This is a genomic window from Halomonas tibetensis, from assembly GCF_042643535.1.
GTDB lineage: Bacteria > Pseudomonadota > Gammaproteobacteria > Pseudomonadales > Halomonadaceae > Halomonas > Halomonas tibetensis.
Genome location: NZ_JBHRSQ010000039.1, coordinates 57,915 through 76,631, shown reverse-complemented (window position 1 = coordinate 76,631; position 18,717 = coordinate 57,915). Strand labels below are relative to the sequence as shown.

Genomic DNA, 18,717 nt, shown 5'->3' with positions numbered 1-18,717 from the left:
GGGTACTGACCGAGGCAGCGGTAACCGGCAAGCGCGATTACCTGCGCGGTCTGAAAGAGAACGTGGTGGTGGGTCGTTTGATCCCGGCCGGTACCGGCCTTGCCCACCATGAGGAGCGTCGCCGCCGGCGTGAAGGCCCCGAGCGTCCGCCGGCGCCGTCGGCGTACGACGTCGAGCAGGAACTGGGCGCCCAGCTTACCGCGCTTGATTCCGGCGACGAAGAACTCTGACCCCGTCCCGGCATCAATGCTCCGCCCACGCGGGCGGAGCATTGGTCTTGACGGGGCCCAGGGTCAGCTATTAGAATGCGCAGCCTTTAACAGTGGGGTGGGTACGCCCGCATCCGCTGAAAAGGCCAAGGCAACCCATTGGAGTCAGCTACTACCCATGGCAACAATCAATCAGCTCGTGCGCAAGCCGCGCAAGCGCCCTGTCACCAAGAGTGACGTGCCGGCGCTGCAGGCCTGTCCGCAGAAGCGCGGTGTTTGCACCCGCGTCTACACCACCACCCCGAAGAAGCCGAACTCGGCCCTGCGTAAGGTCTGCCGCGTGCGCCTGACCAACGGCTTCGAGGTGTCTTCTTATATCGGCGGTGAAGGCCACAACCTCCAGGAGCACTCTGTGGTCCTGATTCGCGGTGGTCGTGTCAAGGACCTTCCCGGTGTGCGCTATCACACCGTGCGTGGCGCCCTGGACACCTCTGGCGTGCAGAACCGCAAGCAGGGCCGTTCCAAGTATGGTGCCAAGCGTCCCAAGGCCTGATCGGCCTCGGCACGTACCAACACCCAGAATCGATATCGGTCTGATAAGAGTAAGGTCGGGCGGCGCCGCCTCAAGACAATCGAGCGTGAGTTCCGGGTTTACCTGAAGGACCCTTCAACAGAGGGCTTATCATGCCTAGAAGAAGAATTGCGGCAAAACGCGAGATCCTTCCGGATCCCAAATTTGGAAGCGAGCGTCTTGCGAAGTTCATGAACCACCTGATGTTCGGCGGTAAGAAGTCCGTAGCTGAGCGTATCGTCTACGGTGCGCTGGACAAGGTTGCCGAGCGCAGTAATGAAGACCCGCTGGAGATCTTCGACAAAGCGCTGGAAACCATTCAGCCCATGGTCGAAGTGAAGTCTCGCCGCGTCGGCGGTGCGACCTATCAGGTGCCGGTGGAAGTTCGTCCCTCTCGTCGCCAAGCGCTTGCCATGCGCTGGCTGGTTGATGCCGCTCGACGTCGTGGTGAAAAGACCATGGTGCAGCGATTGGCGGGTGAGATGCTGGACGCAGCCGAAGGCAAGGGCTCCGCGGTCAAGAAGCGTGAAGACGTGCACCGCATGGCAGAAGCCAACAAGGCCTTCTCGCACTATCGCTTCTAAGGGCAGCGCTTCTCAACGCATCGCCAACCAACGGGGAGTTCCACCGTGGCTCGCAAGACTCCACTAAATCGCTATCGCAATATCGGAATCGTCGCCCACGTCGATGCCGGCAAGACCACCACGACAGAGCGCGTGCTGTTCTATACCGGCCTCTCCCACAAGGTGGGTGAAGTGCACGACGGTGCCGCTACCATGGACTGGATGGAGCAGGAGCAGGAGCGTGGCATTACCATCACCTCCGCGGCTACCACCTGTTTCTGGCAGGGCATGAACAAGCAGTTCCCTGAGCACCGCATCAACATCATCGACACCCCTGGGCACGTGGACTTCACCATTGAAGTCGAACGTTCCCTGCGTGTTCTCGACGGTGCCGTGGTGGTGCTGTGCGGTTCTTCCGGTGTGCAGCCGCAAACCGAGACCGTCTGGCGCCAGGCCAACAAGTATGAAGTGCCGCGGATGGTGTTCGTCAACAAGATGGACCGCACCGGCGCCGACTTCTTTATGGTGGTCGATCAGCTCAAGGACCGCCTGGGCGCCAACGCGGTGCCGATCCAGATCAACTGGGGCACCGAGGAAGACTTCAAGGGCGTTATCGACCTGATCCAGATGAAGGCCATCCTCTGGGACGAAGAAAGCCTGGGCATGACCTACGACCTTGTGGATATCCCGGCCGAGCTCCAGGAGACTGCCGAGAAGTATCGCGAGGAAATGGTCGAGGCCGCCGCCGAGGCATCCGAAGAGCTGATGGACAAGTACCTCGAGGGTGAGGAGCTGACCATCGAGGAGATCAAGGCAGGTCTGCGTCGCCGTACCTTGGCGAACGAGATCGTGCTGGTCACCTGCGGCTCTGCGTTCAAGAACAAGGGCGTTCAGGCAGTGCTGGATGGCGTTATCGAGTACATGCCGTCCCCGACCGAAGTCAAGGCCATTGAAGGTGAGCTCGACGACCGGGATGGCACCGTCGCTACCCGCGAGGCCGACGACAGCGCACCCTTTGCCGCCCTGGCGTTCAAGATCGCCACCGACCCCTTCGTCGGCACCCTGACGTTTATTCGCGTTTATTCCGGGGTGCTGAACTCCGGTGACGGCGTCTTCAACTCGGTCAAGAGCAAGAAAGAGCGTGTCGGTCGTATCGTCCAGATGCACGCCAACTCCCGCGAAGAGATCAAGGAAGTGCGAGCCGGCGACATCGCGGCCTGTATCGGCCTCAAGGACGTCACCACCGGTGACACTCTCTGCGATCTGACCGACAAGATCGTTCTGGAGCGCATGGAGTTCCCGGATCCGGTCATCTCCGTGGCCGTGGAGCCGAAGTCCAAGGCCGACCAGGAAAAAATGGGCGTGGCGCTGGGCAAGCTGGCCCAGGAAGATCCGTCTTTCCAGGTCCGCACCGACGAAGAGACTGGCCAGACCATCATCTCCGGCATGGGCGAGCTCCACCTGGATATCCTTGTCGACCGCATGCGTCGCGAGTTCAAGGTCGAGGCCAACATCGGCAAGCCGCAGGTGGCCTACCGCGAGACCATCCGCGGCAAGGTAGAGCAGGAAGGCAAGTTCGTGCGTCAGTCCGGCGGTCGCGGCCAGTACGGCCATGTCTGGCTTCGCATCGAACCGCTCACCAAGGAAGACAAGGGCGAAGATGAAGACATGCACTTCAAATTTGCTTCCGAGGTCGTCGGCGGTGTGGTTCCCAAGGAATACGTGCCGGCCGTCGAGAAAGGGGCCTACGAGCAGCTGAAGAACGGTGTCATCGCGGGCTACCCGATGATCGACGTCAAGGTTACGCTGTTCGACGGTTCCTACCATGACGTGGACTCGAACGAGACCGCGTTCAAGGTTGCCTCTTCCATGGCCGTCAAGGAAGGCGCCAAGAAGGCCAAGGCCGTGCTGCTGGAGCCGGTGATGAAGGTTGAGGTCGTCACCCCCGAAGACTACATGGGTGATGTCATGGGCGACCTGAACCGTCGTCGTGGCCTGGTAGAGGGCATGGATGATTCCTCAATGGGCAAGATCATCCGTGCTCGGGTTCCGTTGGCTGAGATGTTCGGTTACGCGACCGATCTGCGTTCTCAGACCCAGGGCCGCGCAAGCTACGTCATGGAGTTTGCGGATTACGAAGAGGCGCCGTCCAGCGTCGTTGAAGCCGTCATCAACCAAAACGGTTAACCGTTAGCTAACGTAAAGAGGTTATAGCAGTGGCTAAGGAAAAATTTGAGCGTTCCAAACCGCACGTCAACGTCGGCACCATCGGTCACGTCGACCACGGCAAGACCACGCTGACAGCGGCTCTGACCCGCGTCTCTGCCGAGGTATTCGGCGGTAGCTGGAGCGAGTTCGACGCGATCGACAACGCCCCGGAAGAGCGTGAGCGCGGTATCACAATCGCCACCTCGCACGTGGAATATCAGTCCGAGACGCGTCACTACGCGCACGTGGACTGCCCGGGTCACGCCGACTACGTCAAGAACATGATCACCGGTGCCGCCCAGATGGATGGCGCTATCCTGGTTGTGTCCGCCGCCGACGGCCCCATGCCGCAGACCCGCGAGCACATCCTGCTGTCGCGTCAGGTCGGCGTGCCGTACATCGTCGTGTTCCTTAACAAGGCCGACATGGTCGATGACGAGGAGCTCCTCGAGCTGGTCGAAATGGAAGTGCGTGAGCTTCTCGACCAGTACGACTTCCCGGGTGACGACACACCGATCATCACCGGTTCTGCGCTGATGGCGCTGGAAGGCAAGGACGACAACGGCATGGGTACCACTGCCGTTGCCAACCTGATCAAGGCTCTTGACGATTACATCCCGGAGCCGGAGCGTGCCATCGACCAGCCGTTCCTGATGCCGATCGAGGACGTGTTCTCTATCTCTGGCCGCGGTACCGTGGTAACCGGCCGTATCGAGCGTGGCATCGTCAAGGCTGGCGAAGAGATCGAGATCGTCGGTATTCGTGATACCACGAAGACCACCGTTACCGGTGTCGAGATGTTCCGCAAGCTGCTCGACGAAGGTCGTGCCGGTGAGAACGTCGGCGCTCTGCTGCGTGGCACCAAGCGTGATGACGTCGAGCGTGGCCAGGTGCTGGCCAAGCCGGGCTCCATCAACCCGCACACTGTCTTCGAAGCCGAAGTCTACGTGCTGTCCAAGGAAGAGGGTGGTCGTCACACTCCCTTCTTCAAGGGCTACCGTCCGCAGTTCTACTTCCGTACCACTGATGTCACCGGTACTTGTGAACTGCCGGAAGGTGTCGAGATGGTCATGCCGGGCGATAACGTCAAGATGGTTGTTACCCTGATTGCCCCGATCGCCATGGACGAAGGTCTGCGCTTCGCTATCCGTGAAGGCGGCCGTACCGTCGGTGCCGGCGTCGTGGCCAAGATCGTTCAGTAAGCTTCGGCCGACCGATGATCGAAGGGGGCTCCGTCAGGAGCCCCCTTTCTGCGCAGCGCGGAGAGTGTTTGACACTTGCCCGTGGCGCACATATAATGCGCATCCTTTGAATGCGTGGGTTGACGGCTCGCGCCGTCGAGATCCATTGGAGTGAAGGGCAAATGCAGAACCAGAAGATTCGCATTAGGTTGAAGGCCTTTGACCATCGCCTGATCGACCAGTCCGCCGCGGAGATCGTAGAAACCGCCAAGCGTACCGGCGCCCAGGTTCGTGGTCCGATTCCTTTGCCGACAAACCGCGAGCGGTACACCGTACTGATCTCACCGCACGTCAACAAGGACGCGCGAGATCAATACGAGATTCGTACCCACAAGCGTGTGCTCGACATCGTCGAACCCACGGAAAAGACCGTTGACGCACTGATGAAGCTCGACCTCGCCGCTGGCGTTGACGTGCAGATCAAGCTCGACTGATTCCACCTAGACACTTGCGGCCCAGCGCTCATCGCCTCTTTTAAAGAGTTGGCTTTAGCAGCAGCCGCCGCGCCGTGAGGCGCCATACAACGTGCTAGTGGAATGCTCTGGAAAGGGCAGCCATAGCGGGTGATAGCCCCGTACACTAAAGGAGACTGAGTATGACTATCGGTTTAGTCGGTAAAAAGGCCGGGATGACCCGTGTCTTTGCCGAAGATGGTGCTTCTGTGCCCGTAACCGTGATCGAGGTTGCTCCCAACCGCATCACTCGCGTCAAGACCGTCGAAAATGACGGTTACGCGGCGGTTCAGGTGACAGCCGGCTCTCGCAAAGCCAAGCATCTCACTAAAGCCCAGGCGGGTCAGTACGCCAAGGCGGGTGTAGAGGCTGGCCGGTCATTGATGGAGTTCCGCCTGTCAGAAGGCGACGAAGCTCCGGAAGTGGGCGGCGAATTCACCGTATCCCTCTTTGAAGCTGGTCAGAAGATTGACGTGACCGGTACCTCCAAGGGCAAGGGCTTCCAGGGCGCAGTCAAGCGCTGGAACTTCCGCACCCAGGACATGACCCACGGCAACTCCCTTTCTCACCGCGCGCCGGGCTCCATCGGCATGTGCCAGACCCCTGGTCGTGTGTTCAAGGGCAAGAAAATGGCCGGCCAGATGGGCAACGTCCGTTGCACTGTCCAAAGCCTCGAAGTCGTGCGTGTCGACACCGAACGCAATCTGCTGCTGGTCAAGGGCGCCGTTCCCGGTGCTACCGGTAGTGACGTCGTCGTGCGTACCGCCGTGAAAGCTGGCTGAAGGGGATAGAGACCGATGAATCTGAATCTTGCAGCCGGGGCGGGCACCGTCGAAGTGTCCGACGTTACCTTTGGCAAAGAATTCAATGAAGCACTGGTGCACCAGGTTGTCACCGCCTATCTGGCCGGTGGTCGTCAGGGGACTCGTGCTCAGAAGAACCGTTCCGATGTGCGTGGCGGCGGTAAGAAGCCGTGGCGTCAAAAAGGCACCGGTCGCGCTCGCGCCGGTACCATCCGCTCTCCGCTGTGGCGCAGTGGCGGTGTGACCTTTGCAGCGCGTCCCCAGGACCACTCGCAGAAGGTCAACCGCAAGATGTACCGCGCGGCGATGCGCTCCATTCTCTCCGAGCTTGTGCGTCAGGAGCGTCTGGTGGCCGTCGAGGAGATCACCGTTGAAGCGCCGAAGACCAAGGAGCTTGTTGCCAAGCTCAGCGAGCTGGGTCTTGAGAGAGTGCTGATCGTCACCGAAGAAGTCGACGAGAAGCTCTATCTGGCCGCCCGCAACATTCCTAACGTGGATGTGGTGGACGTTGCCGCCGCTGACCCGGTGAGTCTGGTCGCCTTCGATAAGGTGCTGGTCACCGTCTCCGCCCTGCGTAAATTCGAGGAGAAGCTGGCATGAACCAGGAGCGTGTATTTAAGGTCCTGCTGGGTCCGCACGTGACCGAGAAGGCCGCTATGGCTGCCGAACGCAACCAGTACGTGTTCAAGGTGGCCAGCGACGCGACCAAGCCCGAGATCAAGAAGGCTGTCGAGGCTCTGTTCGGCAAGAAGGTCGAGGGCGTTCAGACGCTGAACGTCAAGGGCAAGACCAAGCGCACTGCGCAAGGTCTGGGTCACCGCAAGGGGTATCGCAAGGCCTATGTATCACTGGCCGCCGGCGAAACCCTTGAAGACTTCTCTGGCGCCGAATAAGGGCAGGAGTACGGACAATGGCAATCGTTAAGACTAAACCCACATCTGCCGGTCGTCGCCACCTTGTCAAGGTCGTGAACGACGAGTTGCATAAGGGTAAGCCCTTCGCGGCGCTTGTAGAAAAGCAGTCGCGCAGCGGTGGTCGCAACAACAACGGTCGTATCACCACGCGTCACGTGGGTGGTGGTCACCGTCAGCACTATCGGATCATTGACTTCAAGCGTACCAAGGATGGCATTCCGGCCGTCGTTGAGCGGATTGAGTATGATCCAAACCGTAGCGCCAACATCGCGCTGCTGAAATATCTGGACGGCGAGCGCCGCTACATTATCGCTCCCAAGGGCGTGAGTGCGGGTGACAAGATCGAGTCCGGCGTCAACGCAGCGATCAAGAAGGGCAACACCCTTTCGCTGCGTAACATTCCGCTGGGTTCTACCGTGCACTGCATCGAGCTCAAGCCCGGCAAGGGCGCTCAAATCGCTCGCAGTGCCGGCACCAGCGCCCAGCTAGTGGCCCGTGAAGGCAGCTATGCCACCCTGCGTTTGCGCTCCGGCGAGATGCGTAAGGTGTTAAGCGAATGCCGCGCGACCCTGGGGGAAGTGAGCAACTCCGAGCACAGCCTGCGTCAGCTTGGCAAGGCCGGTGCGAAGCGCTGGAGAGGTGTACGTCCGACTGTTCGCGGTGTGGCGATGAACCCGGTAGATCACCCGCACGGCGGCGGCGAAGGCCGCACCAGCGGTGGTCGTCATCCGGTGTCTCCGTGGGGTATCCCCACCAAGGGCCACAAGACTCGCAAGAACAAGCGCACCGACAAGCTGATCATCCGTCGCCGCAAGGCCCGGAACTGATTGAAAACGCCAAGACTTTAAGAGGTAACGGCTGTGCCACGTTCACTGAAGAAAGGTCCCTTCATTGACCTTCATCTGTTGAAGAAGGTTGAGGCTGCAGTGGAGAAGAACGATCGCAAACCGATCAAGACCTGGTCGCGTCGTTCCATGATCCTGCCCAACATGGTCGGGCTCACCATTGCGGTCCATAACGGTCGCCAGCACATCCCGGTGCACGTCGCCGAGGAAATGGTTGGCCACAAGCTGGGCGAATTCGCTGCTACCCGCACTTATCGCGGTCATGCGGCGGACAAGAAAGCCAAACGGTAAGCCAGAGAGGATTGAGAGATGGAAGTCACAGCTAAGCTGCGTGGCGCTCGTTTATCCGCCCAGAAGGCCCGTTTGGTGGCTGACCAGGTGCGCGGTAAACCGGTCGCCGAGGCGCTGGACCTGCTGACCTTCTCCCCGAAGAAGGCTGCCAAGCTGGTCAAGAAGGTGCTGCAGTCCGCCATTGCGAATGCGGAAGAAAACAACGGCATGGATATCGACGAGCTGCGTGTCTCGACCATCTGCGTCGATGAGGGCATGACGCTCAAGCGTATCAAGCCGCGTGCCAAGGGCCGCGCAGATCGTATCTTGAAGCGCACCTGCCACATCACCGTCAAGGTAGCCGAGAAGTAGGAGTCGACCAGATGGGTCAGAAAGTACATCCGACAGGCATACGGCTGGGTATTGTCAAAGACCATACCTCAGTCTGGTACGCCGAGCGCGGCGCCTATGCCGATAAGCTCAACAGCGATCTCGAAGTGCGCAGCTTTCTTGTGGAGCGACTCAAAAACGCTTCCGTTAGCCGCATCACTATCGAGCGTCCTGCCAACAACGCGCGCATCACCATTCACACTGCCCGTCCAGGCATTGTGATTGGCAAGAAAGGCGAAGATGTTGATCGTCTGCGACGTGACGTCACCGCGATGATGGGCGTGCCTGTGCATGTCAACATCGAGGAAGTTCGGAAGCCCGAGCTTGACGCCATGCTCGTGGCCCAGAATATCGCCGGTCAGCTTGAGCGCCGCGTCATGTTCCGTCGCGCCATGAAGCGTGCGGTACAGAACGCCATGCGTCTGGGCGCTGGCGGCATCAAGGTGCAGCTATCCGGTCGCCTGGGTGGCGCGGAAATTGCCCGCACCGAGTGGTACCGGGAAGGTCGTGTTCCGCTGCACACCCTGCGTGCGGACATTGACTACGCCGCCTTTGAGGCCAAGACCACCTACGGCATCATCGGTGTCAAGGTTTGGGTCTTCAAGGGTGAAATCCTCGGGGGCATCGAGGAGGTCCGCGCCAAGGCTAAGCAGCCTCAGGCAGCGCCCTCCAAGAAGAAAGGTTCCAGGTAAGGGGAGAGCGAGTCGATGTTACAACCCAAGCGTATGAAATTCCGGAAGATGCAAAAAGGCCGTAACCGTGGCCTGGCGCATCGCGGAAGCAAGATCAGCTTCGGGGAATACGGCCTCAAGGCTACCGGTCGCGGCCGCATTACTGCGCGCCAGATCGAGGCCGGCCGTCGTGCGATCAGCCGTCACGTCAAGCGTGGCGGGAAAATCTGGATCCGCGTGTTCCCGGACAAGCCGATTTCCAAGAAGCCACTCGAAGTCCGTATGGGTAAGGGTAAGGGCTCCGTCGAGTACTGGGTCGCACAGATCCAGCCTGGTCGGGTCCTGTATGAAATCGAAGGCGTCTCCGAAGAGCTGGCTCGTGAAGCCTTCACTTTGGCGGCCCAGAAGATGCCCTTGTCCACCACCTTTGTGAAACGGACGGTGATGTGATGAAAGCCCAGGAAATCCGTGAAAAATCAGTCGATGAGCTGAAAAGTCAGCTTCTCGAACTCCTCCGCGAGCAGTTCAACCTGCGCATGCAGAAGGCCACCGGTCAGCTCAGCCAGACTCATCTGCTCAAGCAGGTTCGTCGGGACATCGCCCGGGTGAAGACTGTGCTCAACGAGAAGGCAGGTGACTGAGATGGTCGAAGAAAAGAAAGCCCGTACGCTTACCGGAAAAGTGGTGAGCGACAAGATGGACAAATCCATCGTCGTCATGATCGAGCGGCGCGTGCGCCATCCGATCTACGGCAAGTACGTCAAGCGCTCCACCAAGCTGCACGCCCATGACGAGGCGAACCAGGCCAAGGCCGGCGATACGGTCTCCTTGCAGGAGTGCCGTCCGCTGTCCAAGACAAAGTCCTGGATGTTGGTCGAGGTGGTTGAGCAGGCCAAGGGCTGATTGGCTCACGCCTGTCAAACCAGTGCAGTCAGATTAGGTTTGGAGAAAACCGATGATTCAGACTCAGACAATGCTGGATGTCGCCGACAACAGCGGAGCGCGCCGGGTGCAATGCATCAAGGTGCTGGGCGGTTCACACCGTCGCTACGCACATGTTGGTGATGTCATTAAGGTCACGGTTAAGGAAGCCATTCCGCGTGGCAAGGTCAAGAAGGGCCAAGTCCTCAAAGCGGTGGTAGTTCGCACCCGTAGCGGCGTCCGTCGTCCCGACGGTTCGCTGATCCGCTTCGATGGAAATGCGGCTGTTCTGTTGAACAACACCAACGAACAGCCGATCGGTACCCGTATTTTCGGGCCGGTGACTCGTGAGCTTCGCAATGAAAAGTTCATGAAGATCATTTCCTTGGCGCCTGAAGTGCTGTAAGGAGCAAGGCGGATATGCAAAAAATCAAACGTGACGACGAAGTCGTCGTCATCGCCGGCAAGGATAAGGGCAAACGTGGCACGGTAAAGCGAGTCCTCAAGGACGATCGCTATGTTGTGTCCGGTGTGAACATGATGAAGCGTCACACCAAGCCCAATCCCATGGCGGGCAACCAGGGCGGTATCGTCGAGCGCGAGGCTCCGATTCACGTGTCCAACGTAGCCATCTTCAATTCGGAGACCGGTAAGGCGGATCGCGTCGGCTTCCAGATAATGGAAGACGGTACCAAGGTACGTATCTACAAGTCGACGCAGACGCAGATCGACGCCTAACGCGAGTCGGGTAGCAAAATGGCGAACTTGAAAGAACGTTATCAGAACGAGGTGGTGGCTCAACTCAAAGAGCAGTTCAGCTACGCCAACGTGATGCAGGTGCCGCGGGTCACCAAGGTGACTTTGAATATGGGTATCGGCGAAGCGACCAGCGATAAGAAGCTGATCGACAATGCCATCGGTGACCTGGAGAAACTTTCGGGTCAAAAGCCGATGGTGACCAAGGCACGCAAGTCCATCGCGGGCTTCAAGGTGCGTGAAGGCTGGCCGATCGGTATCAAGGTAACCCTGCGCTCCGAGCGCATGTGGGATTTCCTCGATCGCCTGGTGAACATCGCAATCCCCCGCGTTCGTGACTTCCGTGGTCTCAACCCGAAGTCCTTCGACGGTCGTGGCAACTACTCCATGGGGGTGCGTGAGCAGATCATTTTTCCGGAGATCGAGTATGATAAGATCGATCGGATTCGTGGCCTGGATGTCACCATCACTACCACCGCCAAAACCGATGATGAAGGTCGTGCGCTGTTGAGCGCGCTGAACTTTCCGTTCAAGAAATAAGGGTGGGATCATGGCAAAGAAAAGCATGGTAGAGCGTGAGCTCAAGCGCACAAAACTGGTGGCGAAGTTTGCCGCCAGGCGTGCCGAGCTCAAGGCGATCATCCAGGACGTAAACACTTCTGATGAAGAGCGCTTCGAGGCCACGCTGAAGCTGCAGCAGCTGCCGCGCGACTCCAGCCCGGTGCGCCAGCGTAACCGCTGCCGCATCACCGGCCGTCCGCACGGCTACTACAACAAGTTCGGCCTCGGCCGCAACAAGCTTCGCGAAGCCGCCATGCGTGGTGACGTCCCTGGACTGAAGAAGTCCAGCTGGTGAGCCACGCGAGAATCAGGAGCGCAACATAAATGAGCATGCAAGACACTCTGGCGGATATGTTCACCCGTATCCGCAATGCGCAGATGGCCACCAAGGAGACGGTCACCATGCCGTCCTCCAAGCTGAAGATCGAAGTGGCCCGCGTATTGAAGGAAGAGGGTTACATTAACGACTTCGCGGTGTCCGAGGCTGCCAAGCCCGAGCTGACGGTGATCCTCAAGTATTTCGAAGGAAAACCGGTCATCGAGCACATCCAGCGAGTTTCCAAGCCGTCCCTGCGCCAGTACAAGGGCAAGGATGGGCTGCCGAAGGTCGCCGATGGTCTGGGTATCGCTATCGTCACCACCTCTAACGGGGTGATGACCGATCGCGCGGCTCGCAAGGCCGGTGTCGGTGGCGAAGTCCTCTGCACCGTATTCTAGGAGTTTGGAATGTCCCGCGTAGCCAAATATCCGGTAAAAGTACCTGCTGGCGTCGAGATTAAGCTCGACGGTGACCAGCTGACCGTCAAAGGCGGTCAAGGTACGTTGTCCCTGTCCATCCACCCCGATGTGGTGATTGGTCAGGAAGAGGGTCAGTTGACCTTCGCGCCGAGCGAGGCCGCCAAGAGCTGGGCCATGTCCGGCACCACCCGTGCCCTGGTCCAAAACCTGGTCACTGGCGTGAGCGAAGGCTTCACCAAGTCCCTCGAAATCATCGGCGTCGGTTATCGTGCCCAGGCTAAGGGCCAGACGCTCAATCTGTCACTGGGCTTCTCGCACCCGGTCGAATATACGCTGCCTGAGGGTGTCTTTGCGGAAACGCCGAAGAACACCCAGATCGTGCTCAAGAGCGCGGACAAGCAGATGCTCGGCCAGGTTGCCGCGGAAATCCGCGCCTTCCGTCCCCCTGAGCCCTATAAGGGCAAGGGTGTTCGGTACGCCGACGAGCAGGTGCGTCGCAAAGAAGCCAAGAAGAAGTAAGGCAGGGTTATGAACGCGAAGAAAGAATCTCGTCTCCGTCGTGCCCGCCGTGCTCGCGCCAAGATCCGCGAGCTGGGCGTGTATCGCCTGTGTGTCAACCGTACTCCTCGCCACATCTACGCGCAGATCATCTCGCCGGATGGTGGTAAGGTCCTCGCCAGCGCTTCCACGCTGGACAAGGATCTCCGTGAGGGTGCGACCGGCAATGCTGACGCCGCCGCCAAGGTGGGCGCCCTGATTGCCGAGCGCGCCAAGGAAGCAGGCATCTCCCAGGTAGCCTTCGATCGTGCCGGTTTCAAGTACCACGGGCGCGTTAAGGCCCTGGCCGACGCCGCTCGTGAAGGCGGCCTGGAATTCTAAAGGGTTTTACGATGGCGAAGAACGAACAGCAAAGCGGCGACCTCCAGGAAAAACTGGTACAGGTCAACCGTGTTGCCAAGGTAGTCAAGGGGGGCCGTATTTTCGGTTTCACCGCCCTGACCGTCGTTGGTGATGGCAAGGGCCGAGTCGGCTTTGGTCGTGGCAAGGCGCGTGAAGTGCCGGTCGCGATCCAGAAGGCGATGGACCAGGCTCGCCGCAATATGGTCAAGGTCAACCTCGCGGGCGGCACTCTGCAGTACCCGGTCAAGGCCCGTCATGGTGCCTCCAAGGTGTACATGCAGCCTGCTTCCGAGGGTACCGGCATCATCGCCGGCGGCGCCATGCGCTCCGTGCTCGAGTTGGCAGGTGTCCATGACGTCCTGGCCAAGTGCTACGGTTCCACCAATCCGGTGAACGTGGTGCGGGCTACCGTCAGGGGTCTCACTGCCATGCAAGCGCCGGAAGACATTGCCGCGAAACGCGGTCTGTCTGTCGAAGCGATCACGGGGTAAATACCATGACAGCAACACTCAAGGTTACCCAGACCCGCAGTACCATCGGCATTTTGCCCACGCACAAGGCCACCATGAAGGGTCTTGGGCTGCGCCGCATCGGTCATACGGTTGAACTGGAAGACACCCCTGCCGTACGCGGCATGATCCACAAGGTGACCTACCTTGTGCGTGTTGAGGGAGAGTAATCCATGAAACTCAATAGCCTGAGCCCGTCTCCGGGTTCAAAGCACGCTGCAAAGCGTGTCGGTCGTGGCATCGGTTCCGGTCTGGGCAAGACCGGCGGCCGTGGCCACAAGGGCCAGAAGTCGCGCAGTGGCGGTAGCGTCAAGCCCGGCTTCGAAGGCGGCCAGATGCCCCTGCAGCGGCGTCTACCGAAGTTCGGCTTCACCTCCATGAAGTCGCTGGTTTCCGAAGAAGTCCGTCTGGGTGAGCTCGCCAAGGTGGCAGGTGATGAGGTCACCCTGGAGACCCTCAAGCAAGCCAACGTGCTGAAGGACGCCACGCTGCATGCGAAGGTGATCCTGTCCGGCGAACTGAACAAGGCGGTTACGGTCCGCGGCATCAAGGTCACCAAGGGTGCCCGGGCCGCAATCGAAGCCGCCGGCGGCAAGGTAGAGGACTAAATGGCCAAGTCAGGAAAAATGCCGGCGACGGGCAGCGGTCTGGGTGAACTCTGGGCGCGCCTGCGCTTCGTGCTCCTCGCCATCGTGGTGTACCGGATCGGTGCCCACATCCCCGTGCCCGGTATGAATCCTGACCAGCTTGCTGCCTTGTTCAGGGAGCAGCAGGGCACCATCCTGGGCATGTTCAACATGTTCTCGGGTGGCGCCCTGGAGCGGATGAGCATCATGGCGCTGGGCATCATGCCCTACATCTCGGCATCGATCATCATGCAGCTGATGACTGCCGTATCGCCTCATCTTGAACAGCTCAAGAAGGAAGGCGAGGGCGGTCGGCGCAAGATCAGCCAGTACACCCGCTACCTCACCGTGGCGTTGGCCCTGGTTCAGGGCACGGGTATGTCGGTTGGTCTGGCCAATCAGGGAGTTGCCTACTCGGCAGATTTCAGTTTCTTCTTCACCGCGATCGTCACCTTCGTGACCGGTGCAGTGTTCCTGATGTGGCTGGGTGAGCAGATTACCGAGAAGGGCATTGGCAACGGTATCTCGCTGCTGATTTTCTCGGGTATCGTTGCCGGACTGCCGAGTGCCGTGGGGCAGGCCTTTGAGCTGGCTCGCAACGAAGGCGCCTGGAATGTGCTTCCGCTGCTGGGTCTCTCCGTACTGGGCGTCGCTACTGTTGCTTTCGTGGTGTTTATCGAGCGCGGTCAACGGCGTATCACCGTGAATTACCCTCGGCGCCAGGTTGGCAACAAGATGTATGCCGGCCAGAGTAGCTATCTGCCTCTGAAGGTGAATATGGCGGGAGTTATCCCTGCGATCTTCGCCTCCAGCATCCTGTTGTTCCCGGCTTCGCTGGGTCAATGGGTGGGAAGTGGCGAAGGTCTCGAGTGGCTCCAGCGAGCGTCCCAGGCTCTGGGCCCTGGCCAGCCGCTGCATATCTTGCTTTTTGCCGCGGCGGTGATATTCTTCTGCTTCTTTTACACAGCGCTGGTCTTCAATCCCAAGGACGTCGCCGACAATCTGAAGAAGTCTGGTGCCTTCCTGCCGGGGATTCGTCCTGGCGAGCAGACCGCTCGCTATGTCGACAAGGTCATGACTCGTCTGACCCTGTTCGGCGCCATGTACATTACCGCGGTTTCCCTGATGCCTCAGTTCCTGATCGTGGCGTGGAACGTGCCGTTCTTCTTTGGCGGCACGGCGCTGCTGATCGTGGTAGTGGTCATCATGGATTTCATGGCTCAGGTGCAGTCGCATCTCATGTCGCATCAATATGAGTCGGTGATGAAGAAGTCCAACCTGAAAGGCTACGGTAGCGGCGGCATGATGCGCTGAGACGCGCCGCACCTGAATTGGCGTGCCGCGAGCTGAAACATCGGCTCGCGGCGCGAGCCAACCTTGGAGATGGAACGATGAAAGTTCGAGCTTCCGTTAAGAAAATGTGTCGCAACTGCAAGATCATTCGTCGCAATGGCGCTGTCCGCGTCATCTGCAGCGAACCGCGGCACAAGCAACGTCAGGGCTAATTCCCTGCGCTGCGATGTACCGGCGCCGGCATGTCTCTTGCCCTGTCGCAGGGAAAGAGATATGCTGTTGCGCCTTTTAAAGATGACCCAACGAGCAAGCCGCTCAAATTTCGGAGTAAGCTGATGGCCCGTATTGCAGGCGTCAATATCCCGGACAACAAGCATGCGGCGATCTCGCTGACCTATATCTTCGGGATTGGCCGTACTCGTGCACAGGAAATCTGTGCTGCGTCCGGCATCACGTCGACCACCAAGATCCAGGAGCTGTCAAGCGAAGAGCTAGACACCCTGCGTTCCGAGGTCGGCAAATATACCGTAGAGGGCGACCTTCGCCGTGATGTCACGCTTAATATCAAGCGTCTCATGGATCTGGGTTGCTACCGTGGTCTGCGTCATCGTCGTGGTCTTCCGCTGCGTGGTCAGCGTACTAAGACCAATGCGCGTACCCGCAAGGGCCCGCGCAAGCCGATCCGCAAATAACACGCACGTTCTGGCGTAAAGACAGGAAGAATCATCAACATGGCTAACCCGCGTAGCAATCGCAAGAAGGTTAAAAAGCAGGTGGTGGATGCCGTCGCGCATATCCACGCCTCTTTTAACAACACGATCATTACGATCACAGACCGCCAGGGCAACGCTCTCTCTTGGGCGACAGCCGGTGGTTCGGGTTTTCGTGGTTCTCGCAAGAGCACCCCGTTCGCTGCTCAAGTAGCAAGCGAGCGTGCAGCGACTGCTGCAGCCGAGTATGGTGTGAAAAACGTCGACGTGCTGGTCAAGGGCCCAGGTCCTGGCCGTGAATCCGCCGTGCGCGCGCTCAATGCCGCCGGCTTCCGCGTGCAGAGCATTATCGACGCGACGCCCATTCCCCATAATGGCTGCCGTCCGCCGAAGAAACGCCGCGTTTAAGGAGACAGATTCATGGCTCGTTATATTGGACCGAAGTGCAAACTGTCTCGTCGTGAGGGCACCGACCTCTTTCTGAAGAGCGGTGTGACTCCCTTCGAGAAGAAGTGCAAATCCGAGCAGATTCCGGGTGTGCACGGCCAGCGCCGTCAGCGTATTTCCGAATACGGCTTGCAGCTTCGCGAGAAGCAGAAAGTACGTCGCATGTATGGCGTACTCGAGAAGCAGTTCCGCAACTACTACAAGGAAGCGGCCCGTCTCAAGGGCGCTACCGGCGAAGTGTTGCTGCAGCTTCTCGAATCCCGGCTGGACAACGTCGTCTACCGCATGGGCTACGGCTCGACCCGCTCCGAAGCTCGGCAGCTGGTCAGTCACAAGGCCATCGCCGTGAACGGCAAGACCGTCAACGTCGCCTCTTATCAGGTCAAGCCTGGTGACGTGGTTTCCGTTCGCGAAAAGTCGAAGAACCAGGCTCGCATCCAGAGTGCCCTGGCCCTGGCCGCCAACCGCGGCGATGTGGCCTGGATCGAGATCGACGCCAAGAAGATGGAAGGCACGTTCAAGGCGCTGCCCGAGCGCGGCGACCTGATGGCTGACATCAACGAGGCCCTGATCGTCGAGCTGTACTCCAAGTAAGCGCTGCTAGCGCCCGGCCCCCTGAGTGGGGCCGGCTCAGAGTACCGAGTATCCGTTTGGCAGCCTGAAAGGTGTACATATGCAGCGTTCAGTGACCGAGTTTCTTCGCCCTCGCGACATCAAGGTCGAAGAGATCAGCGCACATCACGCCAAGATCGTGCTCGAGCCCTTCGAGCGTGGCTTCGGCCACACTCTGGGCAACGCACTGCGTCGCATCCTGCTCTCGTCCATGCCCGGCTGTGCCGTGGTGGAAGCCGAGATCAGCGGTGTCGATCACGAGTACAGCGCGATCGAAGGGGTCCAGGAAGATGTCATTGAAATTCTCCTGAACCTCAAGGACGTGGCGATCAAGATGCACAGCCGCGATGAGGCGGTGCTCTCGCTGAACAAGCAGGGCCCTGCCGTCGTTACCGCGGGTGACATCGCTCTCGACCACGACGTCGAGATCGTCAATCCCGAGCACATCATCGCCCACGTCAACGAGGGCGCCGAGCTCAAGATGCAGATCAAGGTGGCGCTCGGCCGCGGCTATGAGCCGGCGGACGCGCGTCTCGGAGCTGACGATGAGTCTCGTGCCATCGGCCGCCTGCAGCTGGATGCGACCTTCAGCCCCGTGCGTCGGGTTTCCTATTCCGTCGAGGCCGCGCGTGTTGAACAGCGCACCGATCTCGACAAGTTGATCATCAACTTGGAAACCGACGGCACCCTGGATCCCGAAGAGGCGATCCGTCGCAGCGCGACCATCTTGCAAGATCAGCTGGCCGCGTTTGTCGATCTGGAAGCCGATAAGGAACAGGAAGTGGAGGAGCAAGAGGATCACATCGATCCGATCCTGCTGCGCCCTGTAGACGATCTCGAGTTGACAGTTCGCAGCGCCAACTGCCTCAAGGCCGAGAATATCTATTATATCGGCGATCTGATCCAGCGCACCGAGGTGGAGCTGTTGAAGACGCCGAATCTCGGCAAGAAGTCCCTGAACGAGATCAAGGACGTTCTGGCAGCGCGCGGTCTTTCACTGGGCATGCGGTTGGAAAACTGGCCGCCGGCTAGCCTGAAGGACGACAAGGCCTCTGCGTGAGCGCCGACTCGAGTCCCAGTTTGGTAAGGAATCACACCCATGCGTCATCGTAAGAGTGGTCGTCATCTCAATCGGACCAGCTCGCACCGCCAGGCCATGTTCAAGAACATGAGCGTGTCGTTGATCGAGCACGAAGTCATCAAGACAACCCTGCCCAAGGCCAAGGAGCTGCGTCGCGTTATCGAGCCGCTCATCACCTTGGCCAAGCAGGATAGCGTTGCCAATCGCCGTCTGGCTTTTGCCCGTACCCGTTCAAAGGAAGCGGTCGGCAAGCTGTTCAGCGAACTGGGTCCGCGTTACGTCGAGCGTCCGGGTGGTTACATCCGTATTCTCAAGTGCGGCTTCCGCACCGGCGACAATGCGCCCATGGCCTATGTCGAACTCGTTGACCGCCCGGTCGTCGAGGTCGAGGAAGCCGCTGTCGAGGAGTGATCCTCGATGGCACTT

General features: G+C 59.4%; 33 protein-coding genes. All 33 read left to right on the top strand.

All coding sequences use genetic code 11. From position 1 onward, the window contains the following. On the top strand, positions 1–230 hold a 230-nt coding region (locus ACFODV_RS16170), incomplete at its 5' end, for a hypothetical protein (RefSeq protein WP_379761276.1). Between the two features lie 157 nt (positions 231–387). Continuing rightward, the gene (rpsL, locus tag ACFODV_RS16165; protein WP_305797444.1) at positions 388–762 is read left to right on the top strand and encodes a 30S ribosomal protein S12; all 375 of its coding nucleotides are present in this window, start codon (positions 388–390) and stop codon (positions 760–762) included. A 131-nt stretch (positions 763–893) separates the two neighbouring features. Further along, positions 894–1,364 (top strand): 30S ribosomal protein S7, encoded by a 471-nt coding sequence (gene rpsG / locus ACFODV_RS16160; protein ID WP_290784803.1) that lies wholly within the window; start codon positions 894–896, stop codon positions 1,362–1,364. A gap of 45 nt (positions 1,365–1,409) precedes the next feature. Next, complete coding sequence (fusA, locus tag ACFODV_RS16155) at positions 1,410–3,530, top strand: elongation factor G (protein WP_379761274.1); 2,121 nt, start codon at positions 1,410–1,412, stop codon at positions 3,528–3,530. Positions 3,531–3,559: 29 nt separating this feature from the next. Then, positions 3,560–4,753, top strand: a complete 1,194-nt coding sequence (tuf, locus tag ACFODV_RS16150; protein WP_379761272.1) for an elongation factor Tu — start codon at positions 3,560–3,562, stop codon at positions 4,751–4,753. 161 nt (positions 4,754–4,914) lie between these two features. Further along, positions 4,915–5,226, top strand: a complete 312-nt coding sequence (rpsJ, locus tag ACFODV_RS16145) for a 30S ribosomal protein S10 (protein ID WP_021819602.1) — start codon at positions 4,915–4,917, stop codon at positions 5,224–5,226. Between the two features lie 161 nt (positions 5,227–5,387). Next, positions 5,388–6,026, top strand: a complete 639-nt coding sequence (gene rplC / locus ACFODV_RS16140) for a 50S ribosomal protein L3 (RefSeq protein WP_379761270.1) — start codon at positions 5,388–5,390, stop codon at positions 6,024–6,026. A gap of 15 nt (positions 6,027–6,041) precedes the next feature. Next, positions 6,042–6,647 carry a 50S ribosomal protein L4 gene (rplD, locus tag ACFODV_RS16135; RefSeq protein WP_379761268.1) on the top strand — a complete coding sequence of 202 codons (606 nt, stop codon included), beginning with the start codon at positions 6,042–6,044 and terminating at the stop codon, positions 6,645–6,647. Continuing rightward, positions 6,644–6,940, top strand: coding sequence for a 50S ribosomal protein L23 (gene rplW / locus ACFODV_RS16130; RefSeq protein ID WP_379761266.1), 297 nt, complete (start codon positions 6,644–6,646; stop codon positions 6,938–6,940). The genes rplD and rplW overlap by 4 nt, the downstream gene beginning before the upstream one ends. 17 nt (positions 6,941–6,957) lie before the next feature. Further along, positions 6,958–7,788, top strand: a complete 831-nt coding sequence (gene rplB / locus ACFODV_RS16125) for a 50S ribosomal protein L2 (protein ID WP_379761265.1) — start codon at positions 6,958–6,960, stop codon at positions 7,786–7,788. 33 nt (positions 7,789–7,821) lie between these two features. After that, a complete protein-coding gene (rpsS, locus tag ACFODV_RS16120) occupies positions 7,822–8,097 on the top strand; it encodes a 30S ribosomal protein S19 (protein ID WP_379761263.1) in 276 nt (91 codons plus the stop codon). 18 nt (positions 8,098–8,115) lie between these two features. After that, the gene (gene rplV, locus ACFODV_RS16115) at positions 8,116–8,448 is read left to right on the top strand and encodes a 50S ribosomal protein L22 (protein ID WP_010626471.1); all 333 of its coding nucleotides are present in this window, start codon (positions 8,116–8,118) and stop codon (positions 8,446–8,448) included. Between the two features lie 11 nt (positions 8,449–8,459). Continuing rightward, the gene (gene rpsC / locus ACFODV_RS16110) at positions 8,460–9,158 is read left to right on the top strand and encodes a 30S ribosomal protein S3 (RefSeq protein WP_379761261.1); all 699 of its coding nucleotides are present in this window, start codon (positions 8,460–8,462) and stop codon (positions 9,156–9,158) included. A 15-nt stretch (positions 9,159–9,173) separates the two neighbouring features. Continuing rightward, complete coding sequence (gene rplP, locus ACFODV_RS16105) at positions 9,174–9,587, top strand: 50S ribosomal protein L16 (RefSeq protein WP_290798441.1); 414 nt, start codon at positions 9,174–9,176, stop codon at positions 9,585–9,587. Then, complete coding sequence (rpmC, locus tag ACFODV_RS16100) at positions 9,587–9,778, top strand: 50S ribosomal protein L29 (RefSeq protein WP_290906765.1); 192 nt, start codon at positions 9,587–9,589, stop codon at positions 9,776–9,778. Before rplP ends, rpmC begins: the two co-directional genes overlap by 1 nt. 1 nt (position 9,779) lies before the next feature. Further along, complete coding sequence (rpsQ, locus tag ACFODV_RS16095; RefSeq protein ID WP_379761258.1) at positions 9,780–10,040, top strand: 30S ribosomal protein S17; 261 nt, start codon at positions 9,780–9,782, stop codon at positions 10,038–10,040. 52 nt (positions 10,041–10,092) lie between these two features. Beyond that, positions 10,093–10,464 carry a 50S ribosomal protein L14 gene (gene rplN / locus ACFODV_RS16090; RefSeq protein ID WP_023007542.1) on the top strand — a complete coding sequence of 124 codons (372 nt, stop codon included), beginning with the start codon at positions 10,093–10,095 and terminating at the stop codon, positions 10,462–10,464. 14 nt (positions 10,465–10,478) lie between these two features. Continuing rightward, positions 10,479–10,796 carry a 50S ribosomal protein L24 gene (gene rplX, locus ACFODV_RS16085; RefSeq protein WP_379761256.1) on the top strand — a complete coding sequence of 106 codons (318 nt, stop codon included), beginning with the start codon at positions 10,479–10,481 and terminating at the stop codon, positions 10,794–10,796. 18 nt (positions 10,797–10,814) lie between these two features. Further along, positions 10,815–11,354 carry a 50S ribosomal protein L5 gene (rplE, locus tag ACFODV_RS16080; protein WP_379761254.1) on the top strand — a complete coding sequence of 180 codons (540 nt, stop codon included), beginning with the start codon at positions 10,815–10,817 and terminating at the stop codon, positions 11,352–11,354. Positions 11,355–11,364: 10 nt separating this feature from the next. Next, positions 11,365–11,670 (top strand): 30S ribosomal protein S14, encoded by a 306-nt coding sequence (gene rpsN / locus ACFODV_RS16075; RefSeq protein ID WP_290906761.1) that lies wholly within the window; start codon positions 11,365–11,367, stop codon positions 11,668–11,670. A 29-nt stretch (positions 11,671–11,699) separates the two neighbouring features. Continuing rightward, entirely contained in the window at positions 11,700–12,092 is a 393-nt protein-coding gene (gene rpsH, locus ACFODV_RS16070; protein ID WP_379761252.1) for a 30S ribosomal protein S8, read from the top strand. A 9-nt stretch (positions 12,093–12,101) separates the two neighbouring features. Next, positions 12,102–12,632, top strand: a complete 531-nt coding sequence (gene rplF / locus ACFODV_RS16065; protein ID WP_379761250.1) for a 50S ribosomal protein L6 — start codon at positions 12,102–12,104, stop codon at positions 12,630–12,632. A gap of 9 nt (positions 12,633–12,641) precedes the next feature. Then, positions 12,642–12,992 (top strand): 50S ribosomal protein L18, encoded by a 351-nt coding sequence (gene rplR / locus ACFODV_RS16060; protein WP_379761248.1) that lies wholly within the window; start codon positions 12,642–12,644, stop codon positions 12,990–12,992. 11 nt (positions 12,993–13,003) lie between these two features. Then, positions 13,004–13,504, top strand: a complete 501-nt coding sequence (rpsE, locus tag ACFODV_RS16055) for a 30S ribosomal protein S5 (protein ID WP_290906758.1) — start codon at positions 13,004–13,006, stop codon at positions 13,502–13,504. A 5-nt stretch (positions 13,505–13,509) separates the two neighbouring features. Further along, the gene (rpmD, locus tag ACFODV_RS16050; RefSeq protein ID WP_379761246.1) at positions 13,510–13,692 is read left to right on the top strand and encodes a 50S ribosomal protein L30; all 183 of its coding nucleotides are present in this window, start codon (positions 13,510–13,512) and stop codon (positions 13,690–13,692) included. Between the two features lie 3 nt (positions 13,693–13,695). Beyond that, complete coding sequence (rplO, locus tag ACFODV_RS16045) at positions 13,696–14,130, top strand: 50S ribosomal protein L15 (protein ID WP_379761244.1); 435 nt, start codon at positions 13,696–13,698, stop codon at positions 14,128–14,130. Further along, positions 14,131–15,462: a preprotein translocase subunit SecY gene (gene secY / locus ACFODV_RS16040; protein WP_379761242.1), complete on the top strand. Its 1,332-nt coding sequence runs from the start codon at positions 14,131–14,133 to the stop codon at positions 15,460–15,462. A 77-nt stretch (positions 15,463–15,539) separates the two neighbouring features. Continuing rightward, entirely contained in the window at positions 15,540–15,653 is a 114-nt protein-coding gene (gene rpmJ, locus ACFODV_RS16035) for a 50S ribosomal protein L36 (RefSeq protein ID WP_008959154.1), read from the top strand. A 123-nt stretch (positions 15,654–15,776) separates the two neighbouring features. Further along, complete coding sequence (rpsM, locus tag ACFODV_RS16030; RefSeq protein ID WP_290798479.1) at positions 15,777–16,133, top strand: 30S ribosomal protein S13; 357 nt, start codon at positions 15,777–15,779, stop codon at positions 16,131–16,133. A gap of 39 nt (positions 16,134–16,172) precedes the next feature. Continuing rightward, positions 16,173–16,559 carry a 30S ribosomal protein S11 gene (gene rpsK, locus ACFODV_RS16025; protein WP_132044117.1) on the top strand — a complete coding sequence of 129 codons (387 nt, stop codon included), beginning with the start codon at positions 16,173–16,175 and terminating at the stop codon, positions 16,557–16,559. 12 nt (positions 16,560–16,571) lie between these two features. Continuing rightward, a complete protein-coding gene (gene rpsD, locus ACFODV_RS16020) occupies positions 16,572–17,192 on the top strand; it encodes a 30S ribosomal protein S4 (protein ID WP_290798486.1) in 621 nt (206 codons plus the stop codon). A 79-nt stretch (positions 17,193–17,271) separates the two neighbouring features. After that, positions 17,272–18,270, top strand: a complete 999-nt coding sequence (locus ACFODV_RS16015; RefSeq protein ID WP_379761239.1) for a DNA-directed RNA polymerase subunit alpha — start codon at positions 17,272–17,274, stop codon at positions 18,268–18,270. Between the two features lie 39 nt (positions 18,271–18,309). Continuing rightward, a complete protein-coding gene (gene rplQ, locus ACFODV_RS16010; protein ID WP_379761237.1) occupies positions 18,310–18,702 on the top strand; it encodes a 50S ribosomal protein L17 in 393 nt (130 codons plus the stop codon). Positions 18,703–18,717: the final 15 nt, after the last annotated feature.

Coding starts and splice junctions, on each gene's coding strand:
- rpsL (WP_305797444.1), top strand. CDS start 388: ATGGCAACAATCAATCAGCTCGTGCGCAAGCCGCGCAAGCGCCCTGTC.
- rpsG (WP_290784803.1), top strand. CDS start 894: ATGCCTAGAAGAAGAATTGCGGCAAAACGCGAGATCCTTCCGGATCCC.
- rpsJ (WP_021819602.1), top strand. CDS start 4,915: ATGCAGAACCAGAAGATTCGCATTAGGTTGAAGGCCTTTGACCATCGC.
- rplC (WP_379761270.1), top strand. CDS start 5,388: ATGACTATCGGTTTAGTCGGTAAAAAGGCCGGGATGACCCGTGTCTTT.
- rplD (WP_379761268.1), top strand. CDS start 6,042: ATGAATCTGAATCTTGCAGCCGGGGCGGGCACCGTCGAAGTGTCCGAC.
- rplW (WP_379761266.1), top strand. CDS start 6,644: ATGAACCAGGAGCGTGTATTTAAGGTCCTGCTGGGTCCGCACGTGACC.
- rplB (WP_379761265.1), top strand. CDS start 6,958: ATGGCAATCGTTAAGACTAAACCCACATCTGCCGGTCGTCGCCACCTT.
- rplV (WP_010626471.1), top strand. CDS start 8,116: ATGGAAGTCACAGCTAAGCTGCGTGGCGCTCGTTTATCCGCCCAGAAG.
- rpsC (WP_379761261.1), top strand. CDS start 8,460: ATGGGTCAGAAAGTACATCCGACAGGCATACGGCTGGGTATTGTCAAA.
- rplP (WP_290798441.1), top strand. CDS start 9,174: ATGTTACAACCCAAGCGTATGAAATTCCGGAAGATGCAAAAAGGCCGT.
- rpmC (WP_290906765.1), top strand. CDS start 9,587: ATGAAAGCCCAGGAAATCCGTGAAAAATCAGTCGATGAGCTGAAAAGT.
- rpsQ (WP_379761258.1), top strand. CDS start 9,780: ATGGTCGAAGAAAAGAAAGCCCGTACGCTTACCGGAAAAGTGGTGAGC.
- rplN (WP_023007542.1), top strand. CDS start 10,093: ATGATTCAGACTCAGACAATGCTGGATGTCGCCGACAACAGCGGAGCG.
- rplX (WP_379761256.1), top strand. CDS start 10,479: ATGCAAAAAATCAAACGTGACGACGAAGTCGTCGTCATCGCCGGCAAG.
- rplE (WP_379761254.1), top strand. CDS start 10,815: ATGGCGAACTTGAAAGAACGTTATCAGAACGAGGTGGTGGCTCAACTC.
- rpsN (WP_290906761.1), top strand. CDS start 11,365: ATGGCAAAGAAAAGCATGGTAGAGCGTGAGCTCAAGCGCACAAAACTG.
- rpsH (WP_379761252.1), top strand. CDS start 11,700: ATGAGCATGCAAGACACTCTGGCGGATATGTTCACCCGTATCCGCAAT.
- rplF (WP_379761250.1), top strand. CDS start 12,102: ATGTCCCGCGTAGCCAAATATCCGGTAAAAGTACCTGCTGGCGTCGAG.
- rplR (WP_379761248.1), top strand. CDS start 12,642: ATGAACGCGAAGAAAGAATCTCGTCTCCGTCGTGCCCGCCGTGCTCGC.
- rpsE (WP_290906758.1), top strand. CDS start 13,004: ATGGCGAAGAACGAACAGCAAAGCGGCGACCTCCAGGAAAAACTGGTA.
- rpmD (WP_379761246.1), top strand. CDS start 13,510: ATGACAGCAACACTCAAGGTTACCCAGACCCGCAGTACCATCGGCATT.
- rplO (WP_379761244.1), top strand. CDS start 13,696: ATGAAACTCAATAGCCTGAGCCCGTCTCCGGGTTCAAAGCACGCTGCA.
- secY (WP_379761242.1), top strand. CDS start 14,131: ATGGCCAAGTCAGGAAAAATGCCGGCGACGGGCAGCGGTCTGGGTGAA.
- rpmJ (WP_008959154.1), top strand. CDS start 15,540: ATGAAAGTTCGAGCTTCCGTTAAGAAAATGTGTCGCAACTGCAAGATC.
- rpsM (WP_290798479.1), top strand. CDS start 15,777: ATGGCCCGTATTGCAGGCGTCAATATCCCGGACAACAAGCATGCGGCG.
- rpsK (WP_132044117.1), top strand. CDS start 16,173: ATGGCTAACCCGCGTAGCAATCGCAAGAAGGTTAAAAAGCAGGTGGTG.
- rpsD (WP_290798486.1), top strand. CDS start 16,572: ATGGCTCGTTATATTGGACCGAAGTGCAAACTGTCTCGTCGTGAGGGC.
- ACFODV_RS16015 (WP_379761239.1), top strand. CDS start 17,272: ATGCAGCGTTCAGTGACCGAGTTTCTTCGCCCTCGCGACATCAAGGTC.
- rplQ (WP_379761237.1), top strand. CDS start 18,310: ATGCGTCATCGTAAGAGTGGTCGTCATCTCAATCGGACCAGCTCGCAC.